12 protein-coding genes are annotated in these 14,195 nt (G+C 48.9%); 3 read left to right on the forward strand and 9 right to left on the reverse strand.

Going from position 1 to position 14,195, the window contains the following annotated elements:
• Positions 1-148: 148 nt before the first annotated feature.
• Entirely contained in the window at positions 149-1,396 is a 1,248-nt protein-coding gene (locus R2083_RS14945) for an efflux RND transporter periplasmic adaptor subunit (protein WP_317538935.1), read from the forward strand.
• On the forward strand, positions 1,393-4,584 hold the full coding sequence (locus R2083_RS14950; RefSeq protein WP_317538936.1) for a multidrug efflux RND transporter permease subunit: 3,192 nt from the start codon (positions 1,393-1,395) through the stop codon (positions 4,582-4,584). Before R2083_RS14945 ends, R2083_RS14950 begins: the two co-directional genes overlap by 4 nt.
• Before the next feature lie 103 nt (positions 4,585-4,687).
• On the opposite strand, the gene R2083_RS14955 is transcribed toward R2083_RS14950, so the two are convergent.
• The gene (locus tag R2083_RS14955) at positions 4,688-6,826 is read right to left on the reverse strand and encodes an MtrB/PioB family decaheme-associated outer membrane protein (RefSeq protein ID WP_317538937.1); all 2,139 of its coding nucleotides are present in this window, start codon (positions 6,824-6,826) and stop codon (positions 4,688-4,690) included.
• 17 nt (positions 6,827-6,843) lie between these two features.
• Complete coding sequence (locus R2083_RS14960) at positions 6,844-7,806, reverse strand: DmsE family decaheme c-type cytochrome (RefSeq protein WP_317532008.1); 963 nt, start codon at positions 7,804-7,806, stop codon at positions 6,844-6,846.
• A 247-nt stretch (positions 7,807-8,053) separates the two neighbouring features.
• Between R2083_RS14960 and R2083_RS14965 the strand changes: the two genes are divergently transcribed.
• Positions 8,054-9,202: a class I SAM-dependent methyltransferase gene (locus tag R2083_RS14965; protein ID WP_317539012.1), complete on the forward strand. Its 1,149-nt coding sequence runs from the start codon at positions 8,054-8,056 to the stop codon at positions 9,200-9,202.
• Between the two features lie 11 nt (positions 9,203-9,213).
• Here the strand turns inward: R2083_RS14965 and R2083_RS14970 are convergent, their stop codons facing one another.
• From R2083_RS14970 to R2083_RS15000, 7 genes are all read right to left on the reverse strand, one after another.
• Entirely contained in the window at positions 9,214-9,543 is a 330-nt protein-coding gene (locus tag R2083_RS14970; protein WP_411172549.1) for a nucleotide pyrophosphohydrolase, read from the reverse strand.
• Positions 9,544-9,556: 13 nt separating this feature from the next.
• Positions 9,557-9,796: a type II toxin-antitoxin system prevent-host-death family antitoxin gene (locus tag R2083_RS14975; RefSeq protein WP_317538939.1), complete on the reverse strand. Its 240-nt coding sequence runs from the start codon at positions 9,794-9,796 to the stop codon at positions 9,557-9,559.
• Positions 9,797-9,874: 78 nt separating this feature from the next.
• Complete coding sequence (locus R2083_RS14980; protein ID WP_317538940.1) at positions 9,875-12,106, reverse strand: hypothetical protein; 2,232 nt, start codon at positions 12,104-12,106, stop codon at positions 9,875-9,877.
• Positions 12,107-12,108: 2 nt separating this feature from the next.
• A complete protein-coding gene (locus tag R2083_RS14985; protein WP_317538941.1) occupies positions 12,109-13,275 on the reverse strand; it encodes an ATP-binding protein in 1,167 nt (388 codons plus the stop codon).
• Positions 13,276-13,354: 79 nt separating this feature from the next.
• Complete coding sequence (locus R2083_RS14990; protein ID WP_317538942.1) at positions 13,355-13,675, reverse strand: DUF2442 domain-containing protein; 321 nt, start codon at positions 13,673-13,675, stop codon at positions 13,355-13,357.
• A gap of 13 nt (positions 13,676-13,688) precedes the next feature.
• The gene (locus tag R2083_RS14995; RefSeq protein ID WP_317538943.1) at positions 13,689-13,973 is read right to left on the reverse strand and encodes a type II toxin-antitoxin system RelE/ParE family toxin; all 285 of its coding nucleotides are present in this window, start codon (positions 13,971-13,973) and stop codon (positions 13,689-13,691) included.
• A complete protein-coding gene (locus R2083_RS15000) occupies positions 13,939-14,151 on the reverse strand; it encodes a TraY domain-containing protein (RefSeq protein ID WP_317538944.1) in 213 nt (70 codons plus the stop codon). The genes R2083_RS14995 and R2083_RS15000 overlap by 35 nt, the downstream gene beginning before the upstream one ends.
• Positions 14,152-14,195: the final 44 nt, after the last annotated feature.

Here is a 14,195-nt window from a genome sequence, read left to right on the forward strand (position 1 = left end):
GGTTTGAAGCGGGCGAGCCCGTAAACGGCTGGAACTTATCGCGCACGCCGGTTGACACATAAAATTTTAGAAGTCTGGCAGCGATTTAAGTACATTTTTCCTGACCGGCTTTTCCATTAAATAATCAAAATAACCCAGAGTCGACGCTATGCAGAAAATATTTCAATGGATCAATGCCCGTGAAACTCGAAGCAGTTTCACCTCAGCTTATCGTTTGACGGTTTTGTTGCTCGTGCTGTTAACAGCTTGTTCGGGCCAGCCGCCGGAAAATCCGGCGCCACCACCGCCGCAGGTCGAGGTCATTACCATAGCGCCGCAAACGGTTGACGATCAGCCGGAGTTCATTGGGCAGACCGAGGCTTTCCGGCCGGTTGAGATCCGTCCGCAAGTCAGCGGTATTATCAAAAAAATTCATTTCACCGAAGGGCGGAACGTCAAACAAGGCGACAAGCTATACCTGATCGATCCGGTGCCCTTTAAGGCCATTTACCTCAGCAACAAAGCAAAAGTTGCACAATCCCAAGCACGCCTGACCCAAGCCAAGCAAGATCTGGCGCGTGTCAAACCGCTGCTGGAAAAGCAAGCCGTTAGCAAGAAAGACGTCGATGACGCCGAGGCCGGAATGCTGGCAGCCCGCGCGACGCTGGAAGCCGCGCAAAACGATCTGATCAAGGCGAAATTCGATCTCGATAACACGCTGATCACCGCGCCGGTCAACGGCCGTATCGGCCGCAGCCAGTTTTACGAAGGGCGGTTGGTTTCCGCGCAGGAATCGCTACTCGCCACGATCGATCAGCTCGATCCGATGTATGTCAATGTCAGTGTGCCGGAAAGCTATCTGCTGCGCCGCCGCCGCGAATTGGCTGCGCATAAGGTGGAACGGCCCGACATTTTCCAGCTACGCGGCGTCATGACGTTTTCCGATGGCAGCGTGTACCCGCACGAAGGCATACTAGATTTCGCCGATGTCTCGATACGGCCGCAAAGCGGATCGTTGCAGGGACGTTTCAAATTTCCCAATCCGGAAGGCGGCATGGCGCCGGGAGATTCCTATTTTTATCCCGGTCAGTTCGTCAGAGTCCGTATCAAGGGTTATATCCGCAATAACGCCATGCTGATTCCGCAGCGCGCGGTACAGCAAGGTCCCAACGGCTCATTCGTGTATGTGATCGACGCTGAGGAAATCGCGCAACTGCGTCCGGTGCAAGCCAGCGCTTGGCGCGGCAAGGATTGGTTGATCGAGAGCGGTTTGCAGCCGGGGGAGCGCGTGGTGGTGGAGGGATTTTTCCGCATCCTGCCAGGGGTAAAAGTGCACGCGATTGAACAGCAGCAACAACCGCAGGAAAGTGCCGCCGTTCAGACATCCGATCAACCGGCTCAGCAGGTCGCGCCATGAAGTCACATTTTTTCATCGACCGGCCTATTTTCGCATCGGTATTGTCGATCATCATCGTCGTGCTGGGTTTAGTGGCGTTGCAGAAATTGCCGGTGGCGCAATTTCCGCAAATCACACCACCGATGGTGCAGATCGACGCGGATTATCCCGGCGCCAGCGCGGAAGTCGTTGCCGAAGCGGTGGCGCGCCCGATCGAAGTGCAGTTACCCGGTATCGATAATCTGCTGTATTACGAATCGGTCAGTACCAACGACGGCCACATGATGCTGCGCTTGACCTTTGAGATCGGCACCGATGTCGATATCGCGCAGGTACAGACGCAGAACCGGCAACGCTTGGCTGAGCCGCAGCTGCCGGATGAAGTGGTGCGCCAGGGCGTGACTGTGAAAAAAACATCGCCGGATTTGCTCGCCGTGGTCATTCTGAGCTCCACCGATCCCAAACATGATAACGTTTTCCTGTCGAATTACGCGTTGCTGCGCATACTCGATAATGTCAAACGCCTTCCCGGCGTAGGCGACGCCATTATTTTCGGCGGCCAGAATTATTCCATGCGGCTCATTCTCGATCCTGTGCGCATGGCGCAACTCAATGTAACGCCCAGCGAAATCGCCGCCGTGGTACGGGAACAAAACCGCGATTTTCCGGCGGGACGAATCGGACGTGAGCCCACGCCGGAAGGCACGGAAATGACCATTCCGGTGATTACCCACGGGCGCATGAGCGAAGTGAAGGAATTCGAGGATATGATCGTGCGTGCCTATCCCGATGGTTCGATGGTACGGCTGCGCGATGTGGCACGTATCGAACTGGGAGCGCAATCGTACGACTTGGAGGGACGCTGGAACGGCCAGCCAAATACTTTCTTGCTGACTTTTCTGGCACCCGGCGCCAATGCACTTGAAACCGTGCGGGGTATCCGCGCGGAAATGCAGCGCTTAGGCAAAAGCTTCCCGGCTGGGGTGTCGTACGACATTCCCTACGACACGACCACGTTCATCGATGTTTCCATCAAAGAAGTGTTGATAACGCTGGCGGAAGCGACACTGCTGGTGATTCTGGTAGTTTTTGTCTTTTTGCAAAGCTGGCGCGCCACCTTGATTCCCGCCGTGGCCGTTCCGGTTTCCTTGATCGGCACGCTGGCCGGCATGGAAGCGCTGGGATTTTCCATCAATACACTGACACTGTTCGGCATGGTGCTGGCGATCGGTATCGTCGTCGACGATGCCATTGTGGTGGTGGAGAACGTCGAGCGGCACATGAACCAAGGCGGTTTGTCCCCCAGGGATGCGGCGAAGCGCGCCATGGAGGAAGTGTCTGGGCCGGTAATCGCGATCGTGCTGGTGCTGGCTGCGGTGTTTTTGCCGGTAGCTTTCCTTGGTGGTATTACCGGCGAATTGTATAAGCAATTTGCCATCACCATTGCGTTGTCAGTCGCCATATCCGGTTTCGTCGCGCTGACCTTGAGTCCCGCTTTATGCGCGCTGGTGCTCAAACCTGCGCATCAAGCGCCACAAGGGTTCTGGCAGCTGTTTAACCGCTCATTCGATTGGATGCAGACCCGCTATACCGGCGCCGTGGCAACGATCATGCGGCGTTCGGTGATTGCGCTGACGCTTTTTGCGGTAATGATTGCCGGTATCATCGGTTTGTTCAAAATTCTGCCGGGCAGCTTTTTGCCGGAAGAAGATCAAGGCTACTTCATCACCGTGGTGCAACTGCCGGACGGCGCTTCGATGACCCGCACGCGGGAAGTGCTGAGCAAAATCGAAAACTATTTTCAGGCCAATCCGGCAGTACATTCCACCGACGTGCTGGCGGGCCAGAACTTTGTGTTCAGCACGCGCGGCGCCAATCAGGCCACCATGTTCGTTCCACTGAATCACTGGGATACACGCCAGAACCCCGAACAAAAAGTGCATGGCTTGATCGGCGCGGCTTTTCAGGAATTTGCCAAGATTCCCGAGGCGCTGATTCTGGCTTTCAACGCGCCTTCGATCAGCGGCTTGGGATCGACCGGTGGATTCTCGGTGCAGATACAAGATCCCAGCGGCGGCGATTTCGCCGAGTTTGCCGCAGTAGCGCAGGAGTTCACCGCCAAGGCCATGGAAAATCCGGCGATTGCCGTGGCCAGCACCAACTTCCGCGTCAGCGCGCCAAGACTGTATGCAACGGTGGATCGTGAGCGCGCCAAGGCGCTGGGGGTGCCGATTTCGGAAATTTTCGATACCATGCAGGCCTATTTCGGCAATTTTTATATCAACGATTTCGTCAAATTCGGCCGCATTTACCGGGTGCAAACCGAAGCATTACCGGAATACCGCTCCAATCCCGACGATATCAGCAAAATTTATGTGCGCGCGCAGAGCGGTGCAACATCGACCATGATTCCGCTGGATTCGGTCGTCAATACCACATTCAACAGCGGCCCCGATCCGGTAACGCACTTCAACGGCGCCAATTCCGCGCTGGTGCTGGGCGGCGCCGCGCCGGGCTACAGCTCAGGGCAGGCGCTGGCCGCACTGGAGCAAGCCGCCGATGAAATTCTGCTGCCACGCGGCTACACCCTCGATTGGAGCGGCATTTCGCTGCAAGAACGCAAAGCGGGCGGACAATCGGTCATGGTGTTTGCATTTGCGCTACTGATGGTGTTTCTGGTACTGGCCGCTCTGTACGAAAGCTGGTCGATTCCGATGGCGGTGATTCTGGCGATTCCTTTCGGCATACTCGGCGCGCTGCTAGCGATATGGATGCGCGACTTGAGCAATGATATTTATTTCCAGATCGGCCTGGTGACTTTGATCGGCTTGGCGGCGAAAAACGCCATTTTGATTGTCGAGTTCGCCAATCAGCGCCACGCCGCCGGGGAAACCCTCACCGATGCGGCGCTGGATGCCGCCCGACTGCGCTTCCGGCCGATCATCATGACGTCGTTAGCCTTCATACTCGGCGTGTTTCCATTGGTGATCGCCTCCGGCGCGGGTGCAGCGAGCCGTCATTCGATCGGCACCGGGGTATTCGGCGGCATGCTGGCGGCCACCTTCCTGGCGATTTTCTTCGTACCGTTGTTCTTTGTCGTGATCGGAAAAATGAAACGCCGGAAAACACCGCAGGCCATTGCAGTGAGTTCGCAGGAAAATGCGGTTAATCATCCTGAAAATCCTGAAGACACCGGCCAGGGTAAGTAAATCAATCAGTCCAAGTGCTGATAAAAGCTCTTGCGATTTCAACATGCGCAGTAGTTTCGTTCACCGCGAGTCAATCGTGCGGTGAACGAAACCATGACTTCCTTTATTGCCAGCTATAAAGCACCGAAAGAAAGGCGAAGTTGACCATTTGATTGTTGTTTTGCGTCAATGTAGTGCCATCGGTATAGCGCCATCCCGTCCACGTCCATTCGTTGGTTTTAAAGTGATCCAGAATGTAATCCAGGCGCACACCCAGGTTCTTACGAATATCGTATCGAGCAAATAGCCGCAGGCTGGAGTATTGCGTTGAAATATTCGGAACGATATTGACTTGCGGCTCAAGCGTGACTTTCTGATTGAATTTATCGGTGTAATCCGAGAACATGAAATTGGCGCCGGTTTCAAGCTTATCGGTTGGTTTGGCGGTGACTTCCATACCCACGGAAGTTCCTATGTTATGCAGATTGCTTCCCCAAATTTCACGAATTCCGTTATCGGTAATCGCGTTTCTAGAAGCCTGATCGATATGGGTTTCGTTACGTGAGAACCATGCGGTTGCTTGCAGCCGCTCGGAAAATATATACGTGGCATCGAGTGAATAATTTCTTGCGGAGCCTTTGCGCAAGCCTAAACCGGACCCTGGCCGCTGGCCGTAATCATCAATCGACTCATCGATTGCAACTTGTATGGACAATGAATCGATCGGATCCCAATTAGCTAGAAAGCGGACTTTATCCCGGCTGCGATCGGCAAGATTGGACGGTGCGATGAGATTGAAGAACGGAGCACCCGAATCGGTCGTATTGGTGAGAAAACTTGAACCGAAACGATCGCTGTGTATATATGAAATCGTACCGGTAATCGTGTCGGATAACGAGCGGCGCAATTCCGCGCGATAGAAAAGCTCATCGGTTCTAAAGCGGTGACCGGTATTGGTCGCCGTTCCGGTGCGATCCCGGTGTTCATAATCAATACCGCCGATCAAACGAAAATTGTGCGGCAGCGAATAGTTTGCTTCAAATTTACTGGTTATCGTGCGGAATGAACGCGGATTATTCAGACCATTCCATGTATTGCCGTTCAAATCGTGCAAAGTGGCCATAGGGTTATAGAATCGTACCGGTGTTTTGTCGTCGCGATCCTCGAAACGGAAGTTGGTATTGATCGATAACTTTTGCAGCGGACGCGCTGTCAATCCGGTTTGCGCCAGTACGGTATCGATACGCCCGCCCAAATTGGCGCCAATACCGGGTGCGGTTAGCAGTCCCGGGGAAAATGAATCGGTTTGGGTCGCTCGCGTATAAGCAACTTTGAACGTGCCGCGGGTTGCTGGGGTAAAGCTATATCCACCGGATAGAAAACCCTGATGCGATTCGTTATCCGGCGCAAGTGCGATCGGTGCATATTGGCTGGGTGAAAAAATACCCCCGACGGTGCTGCCGCCGGTAGGTGTCAATAATGCATTTTTGTTGTTATACATCGTACCGTAATAGCCGCCCGATAATTGCAGATCTTTTCCCACATAATCCAGTGAAGCGCCAAAAATCCGGATGGTTGAGTTGATCGGTTCCGGAATAAATTCATAACCGCCGACTGCTCTCGGGCTGGGTCTGCCATCGAAACCACTGAGCCGAGGCTCGCCCAGCCGGTTTCCGCGCCCAAAAATACGATCCCCATCTTTTTCTTCATTACGGAAATGAAGGTTAAACTCGAGATTGCCAGGCAGGAATTGGTTAAAACTGAATCCGATCGATTGGCGCTCGGTACTTAATTGAGCAGGATTACCCGGTGTTCGCGTATCCGGTACGTGAGGATCGGTAGTGCCGATGCCGGTAACCGCAGTATTGACCGTAAACGGCTCGTAGCGCGGTGTTTGGCTGTAATCGATAACATAGCCCCACTTGCCTTGTTTGCTGTGCTCAAAACGCACATCCCGGTTTTGGAATCCTAAATTTCGTCCCAGCAATTTGAACCATGTTCCGGTATCGTCGTAGCGTTTGGCAATATCGACATTAAAGATTCCATAAGGTCCTTCATTGCGCAAACCGGTATACTGGCCGAATCGCGCGTTATCATTGAACAATTGACCGGCACCGATATTCACCACGCTTCTCGGCTTGGAAAGTTCTTTTAAAGGATCGGCATCCGCTCCGGATGAATAGGCCGGAACTGCCGTCACGACGCATGTGAAAAACACCATTGCAGGTGAAAATTTTTTGCGGTTAAGCGTGTTAATGAACATGATATTTGTCTCCATTCTTAGCGCTGAAATACGCTTTCATTGCGAATGTTTTCAGGCATGTTGCTGCCGTGAACCTGGGTGTGGCAATTGGCGCATCCACGCGCAAGCGTGTTTCTGGCATAAGCGCCCGTGAGCGTGCCGGAGCTGCCTTGGTGCGTGTTCGGCTCGTGGCATTGCTGGCATAGGAATGGGGAACGGGTGCGCAATAAATTAGGCGCTGTGGTGCCATGTGGATTGTGGCAAATCGCGCAATTTTCCTGTACCGGCGGATGGTTGTAGACAAAGGGGCCGCGCTTTTCCATGTGGCAGGTATAGCAAGTATCGTTGACGCTATCCCGCACCATTTTGCTTGGACCGGCTGAACCATGCGGATTGTGGCAATCCGAACAAATAACCTTGCCTTCACGGATGGGGTGGCGGTACGGACGGTTAATCAGCTGGCGCATCTCCTTATGGCAGTTAAAGCAAACCTCAGGCTGCGTGTTGCGGTTGCGCACTTTGTCCTGTTCGGTATGAATGGTGTGGCAGGACGTGCATGCGACATCGCGATTCGCGTGGGTGCTGCCAGGCCAATGCATGCGCTTGCCGCCTTGATGGCATGCTAAGCAGGCGTTATTCCTGTCCTCAATGGAATTGACGGATTTTTTCCCGAATGTCCGTTGCGGCATGAGCGCTTTGTCCGGTGAGTCTTCATGACTTCCGCCCTCACCGTGGCAGCTGGTGCATGTTGGGGTTCTATGATCGGCAGTGGTACCATGCTTGGTTTTCCCGATAGCGAGAATGGGATTGTCACTGTTTTCGTCATGGCACGCCGTGCACTTACCGTCGCCGCGCAGAATAAGATCTTGAGGAGGGTCATCGTCATCATCGTCAAGCTCGGCTGAGCTGACGGGTTGCGGTAATACAGCGATAATGAATGCAAGAATAAAAGCCAATAACCCAGGCACAGCAATTTGCCTGATTTTGATGATTGTTAACATGCCTATTTCCTCTACTCTTTGATAGTTTGCTTGGGGGCGCATTATTGGCGGTAGAGAGAAAAAGTTCTGTGAGTTTTGTCACGCGCATGAGCGGATTATCCATCACTCATCTTATTTTTTGATAAATTGAGTCTAAATATCACTAAAGATCAGTCAGTTATCCGTACTAGCGATGAAATATGAAGATTGAAAATGAAAGGAAAAAAGAATGCAAATCTGCGGCGCCGATCCGTCTGCCAGCATCGTGATGAATGATCCCGTCATTTGCTGGAGCGAGGATAACGAAGAAAAATCCGCCCGCTGGCGTTGTGAAAAAGGATTGCCACCACCCAAACGGGTGCAAGTCATTGACGACCGCATGCCAGCCGATACCGCTTATCGTCTGGCTTGTGAAGGGACAGCATTATTGTGGCGCGGTGATTTCCAAAATGCACGCCAACTGTTGCAAGCAATGGCGCGACGGGTGGATAAAAAGAAACCGGAGAAAAACCCCCGCCAGCAGCCGGTTTTCACGCCCGCTGAGGCATTTCACCGTCACCGTCTGGCGCAATCGCAGCGTGCTCGCACGCTGGAGAAGCTGCTGATTCCATTCAATCCCGATCACACAATCCCGCTGCGCCGCGCACCGGATGTGCACGCCGCGTGCCTGGAAGCCTATGGGGCTTGCACCGGAGCGTATATTGCCTCGCTGCGCGAGTTGCTGGGATTGATCGGCGCTTACGAATGGCGCAAGAAAGGGATTGAAATTGCCGCGCTGGGTATGACGATACACCCGCATTACGGCGTGTTTGCACCGATCCGCAGCGAGTATGTAAAGCTGATCGCACAGGCGCCGCTGCCCCAACTGCTGGCAACACAATCCATTGCATTCGACATCGGCACCGGCACCGGCGTATTGGCTGCGGCATTGGCATCGCGCGGCATCCAGCACATCGTCGCAACCGACCAGGATGCGCGCGCGCTAGCCTGTGCGCACGACAACTTAACGCGGTTGAACTTGATCAACCAGGTAGAGCTGGTGCAAGCCGATCTCTTTCCCGCAGGACAAGCCGCCCTGATCGTTTGCAACCCGCCGTGGATCCCGGCACGTCCCAGCTCGCCGCTGGAACATGCCATTTTCGACCCGGAAAGCCGCATGCTGCGCGGATTTCTGCACGGTTTGCGCGATCACCTGCTCGCAGATGGCGAAGGCTGGCTGATCTTGTCGGATTTTGCTGAGCATTTGGGATTGCGCACGCGGGAAGAATTGCTGCAAATGATCGACGCTGCGAATTTGAAAGTGCTGGGACGCACCGATATTAAACCGCACCATCCACGTGTTTCAGACACCAGTGATCCGCTGCACGCCGCCCGGGCGGCGGAATTGACGTCATTATGGCGGCTGGCCGTAAAATAGCCGGGGAATTGCTACAACTCGGTGTACTTTTTCGCACTGCCTTTGGATTTCTCCACCGGATATTTGAGCGCGTTTTTCTCGATTTTCTCCAGCACGATCTGCTTCACGTCCAGATCGTATTTGTCGGCCAGCAGCAAAGCAAACGCGATCACATCAGCCAGCTCTTCTTTGACACTATCGATATCTGCCTGCTCCGGCGCTTTCCACAAAAAAACCTCGAGCAACTCAGCCGCCTCGATATTCAACGCCATTGCCAAGTCTTTCGCATTATGAAATTGCGCCCAATCGCGCTCATCGCGGAATTGCCGCAAGATTTCGGTGAGTTGTTGGATGTCGTTCAATTTTCTCGATCCGTTATTGCGCAGCGCCTTTTCCAGCTTCCAATTCGGCAATGGAATCCAATAGTCGCCGAGCGTTTGCAGGCGAGCTGAGCAAATACAAGGTTTCTTCCAGCGCTTGATAATCTTCGAGTGAGATCAGAACAACCGACGCTCCCTTTTTCCGGGTAATAATCACAGGTGCATGATCGTTGCAAACCCGTTCCATTGTTTTGCCTAAGTTAGCGAGTGCTGCTGTGTAGCTGATTGCATCCATCAAAAGCACCATCCTCAAAACAGAATAACTTACTCAAATTTATTATGTAGATGCAATGAATGATATGCAGTACAAAATCTAAATACTCTTTTCAGATACTTCAGAAGAGCTCATATCTATGAGATTTTTTAAAAGAACTACATATTCTTCTTCACTTTCATTACTCAAGCTTTTGACCTCTTCCTTTAGTCTTTCTATGTCCGAATCACAAAGCTTTAAGCGCTCAGTTCTTAATGCAAAAGCAAACTCTAATGCTGCTTCGCCTTGCTGACGAGAATTCATTCTAAATACCCCAGAAAGAATGTCCGTCATACGACGACTAACTTCTTCATGTGAAGAATAATCAAGTTCAGACGAATGTGCAGTACGCAATAAGGCAGCTTGAATTACACCGTCGTTGTAACGAGTAAAATTTTCTGGGTCAAGCACGACTTGCTGAAAAGTATCAGATGCCAATCGATGATCATCGTCTTCGAATTTATTAAATTCTCTTGCATGTTGAAGAATCAAAGCTGCCGTTAGTAGTACTGCGACAGAATGATCAGACTTCTCATCGTAACCGTCTTTCCAAAATGCAAAGTCTTTCCGCAACTTTAAATTTTTATCGCCATGTAAAGTAGCAGGTAAGAAAGCATTTTGTTTCACACCTTGATTTTGACGCAATTCGTCTACTCGATTCGTAAGACAAGAAAAACTGGTTAAATCTCTCGAGTCGAAAATTTTTAACTCAGCTTTGTATGTATCCTCAATAGTACGACCGATTGCAAGACTTTCCATAATAGAAATATTGATAACTGAATTACTCGCTGAAAATTTAAGATTGTTCTTAAGCTGCACGCAATCATTAATTGATTCGGCTAATTGAAAACCGATCATGTAGTGACGAGCACCGATATGGATGTCACGCAAACTTCTACTTATTGAAAGTAATTTTGTTCCACGGCCAATCACTGCAGCAACTATAAGTAAGGCCTTCTCCTCATCGATATGACATGAATTGTTTTCTAAGTCATTGGCACTAATAACCTTTATAGCTTCTTTTCCTTCTCTAATCTTTCCAATGCGAAATGCGCATATATCAGCTAATTTTTTAGAATCCTTATCATCTTGATACACAATAGCTTGAACCGAAAGTGGTACACATTGCATGATCTCTTTTTCAAGAAATTTTTCAAAAACATCACTCTGAAGCAGATTCTCACCTTCTATAAAAATGGAGCGTGTTTTGCTTCCTACTTCTCCTGCTTTCATGAGTGAAAAAAATTTCAGATCAGAGTATTTAGATCCAACTTCAAACCATCTTTTTTGTCTGTGAGTGGGTATCTTTAGCAATACCGACTTAAGCGGCACATCTTCGTGAGTAAAACTTTCCCCAACTATGCGTAAATCACGTAATCCCGATTGATTTTCAAAGTTGCTATTCGAATTCACTGAATCAAATGCATAAATAGCTTGTTCGCTATCCTTAGCATTTCTAAAAGTAACTAGTGTTATGACTTCCGAAGGGAAACAACGAGTAAGTTTTCCCCAATCTCTTTGCATCGCCATAGAAGATGATGCTGAGATGATACAAAAAGAAGTACCTCTAAGAGGAATTGGTATTTTTTTGATTCCTCCGTAAGAATGAAAACTCTCAACCCTAGGTCGTGGTTTCCCATAGAATTCATGATAAAGTTCGCGCAAGACATATGCCAAACTGGCGATTCCCATGGTATCAACGAAGATAACTTCTATAGATTCCTGAGTCTCTTTTTCTCGTTCGGCAATTTTGCTCAGTATCGTATAAGCAAGAAAATGAACTCGTTCAGTTTCATGGAGAGCTTCTTCAGCTCGTAAAAAATATTTAGAACGATTTTTTGATGGTTTAACAAAAATAAATCCAGCAGGTGCAGGTATTAAAACTTTCGGTGTATCAAATAAATTCCGTAATCCTTCACGAAAAATCTTTTCTTTATGTTTTATTTCAATCAAGGGAAACGAATTATGATGATTCTTTACACATTCTGGCTTTCCAAAACTTCCTGACTTATCTAATTTGCAAATTGCCACACATACTTTAGAACTTGCACGCTCGAGCGCCTGTTTCACTCCGTCATTCGTCTTAAATGATTCAGTTAATTGCGCAAACTCACTAGGAATACAAACAAAAATGATAGCATCAGGAAAAAGAGCTCGTCGCAACGCTTGTGTTAAACAATCAGCCAAATCTGCTGGGCTAACGATACCTTGAGACTTAAATAAGAATCGATAATCTAATATAGGCCCGTCGTTCTCTTCATCACGAATATCTATTGAAAAATAGCCTCGCATGATTACTTCTTGCTCGACAATGGAATCAGGATTGAAAATGATGTGCCAACAGTCCTTGACAATTTTTTCCTATTGTTCAGCAAGTGACTGGGTGCAAATTCTTGTTTTGAACTATCTGAAAAGTTTTGGTATAAGCAAAGCCGACCAGTTCTTAGTTGAAGAAAAGCCTTCAGCTTAACCAAGCTTTTTATAACAGTATCAAGCCCGACCCCCGTGCCTCTAATGTTTTTAGTCGTTTTTCCGAGTTTAAATGCTTCCCTAACTAATTTTTCCTCTTCGTCAATCAGAATATTCTCGGCACAAGCATTTGGATCAATATGTGATAACCATCTCTTAGCTATACCTGGACCACTATCAATAACGGTTACCTCAAGAAAATCAATTATTCTGGTCGCTGTATAATCTAATAACGCCTTTTGATAAAACATATGATGCGGCGCATCACTCAGTGCATTTATTGACCCTGTATCTTTCGGATTAAATGCAATATATTTTGCAACAATACTTCTGACATTTGGATAATCCCAACAATATTCTCTCCCACACTCATCTGTAGTCGCATGATCATTAGTATTTTCAAATAGCTCACGAATAAGCAGGCTTATTGTTTGAATATGTGTTTCTGGCAGGTATCGAAGAGTAGAGGGAGCACAACACTTTATAAGTCGTTGCGTTAATAATTCAAAATCTCTAATTCCTCGCAATCCTTGTACGTCGGGACGTTCGTATAGTGGTATTAGAAATTCATTTCTCGCGCCCGCAAAGCAAGCTAGAATTGCTCCACGAGCATTCATTGTTTCGCGTAATTTACTTGTTTGCATAGCCTCAATATACGAAGCTGCTTGAGCTAATACTTCAGATTTCTTTAGAGTATTCCACTTGGAGTCTACTATATAGGGAGCCATATAGCATGCAATTAGCCCATGAGGTTGATGTAATAGTTTTGCATATGAAAGAACTCCAGCTTTCTGACTATATGGAAATAATCTATTTTTGTTATGACTGCGCGACCATGTAGCAATAAATTGAATTATTGCAGAAGTAATTCCAAAACCACCGCCTTGCATTAAGTGTTCCGGCAAACGTATGTCTACAGTTGAATTATTCTGAAGTTCGGAATATAAATCTTCAATCTGAATCAGAGTATGATTCGACTTAAATGAAATCATTTTATCTTCTAAATCAAAAAATTAAATCTAGTCACTCTGATAGTATCCACACAGAGATAAAGTCATTAATAGATTGCTACTACCCCGGAACACACCAAGTTCCACCTTTTCCGATCTCCTCATGCAACCATATCGGATCAAGATCAGCACCATTCGGCCATGTGAGCGCACCGAATTCAATGCGAACTTGATTGAATAATTGAGCATCTTTCAATGCAGAAAAAAAACCGGCTTTTTCACTGAAAATAAGTTGCGACATATCGACGATACCGGTCGTGCCATCGTTACAAGTCACTGAAAGGCAATAATCAGGCAGAACAGCAACGGTGCGTGCTCGCCACGGCACTGATGCCGTTACTTCACTGGTGCTGGATGGTGAGTTAACTTTTTCTGTCGGCATTAATTCAAATTGCTTATTTATATACATCTTTACGATGGCCGATAGTTAATACCAATACTGTCAGCTTCTCATCGGCAATATGACAAATCATGCGATAGTCTCGCACACGGTAGCGCCATAAATTGGATAGATCATGACTCAATTGCTTTCCAAATCTGCGCGGATCTTTATCGGTTGCGATACGTTCACGAAAATATCGCAGGATATCTTGTTGCGCCGGATGATCGAGTTTTCGCAGCTCTTTTACTGCCGCATCGTCAAACTCAACCTTCCAGATCAATACCTTTCTCCACGTCATCCAATGTCCAGTGTTTGCCCGGCTTTTCCAGACGTTCTAGCGCCAGGTATTTTTCTTCCAACTCATCGAGATGCTCCAGAATCGCTTCACGCACATAATAGGTTTTGGTGCGACCGGTTTTTGCAGCCAGCTCGGCCAGGCGATTCTCGATTTCTTCCGGTAATTTAATTGCCAGCATGTTGTTCTCCTGCATTGGTCAGCCTATCCTTAGAAAGGCCAAAG

This window comes from Nitrosomonas sp. Is35 (assembly GCF_033063295.1).
GTDB lineage: Bacteria > Pseudomonadota > Gammaproteobacteria > Burkholderiales > Nitrosomonadaceae > Nitrosomonas.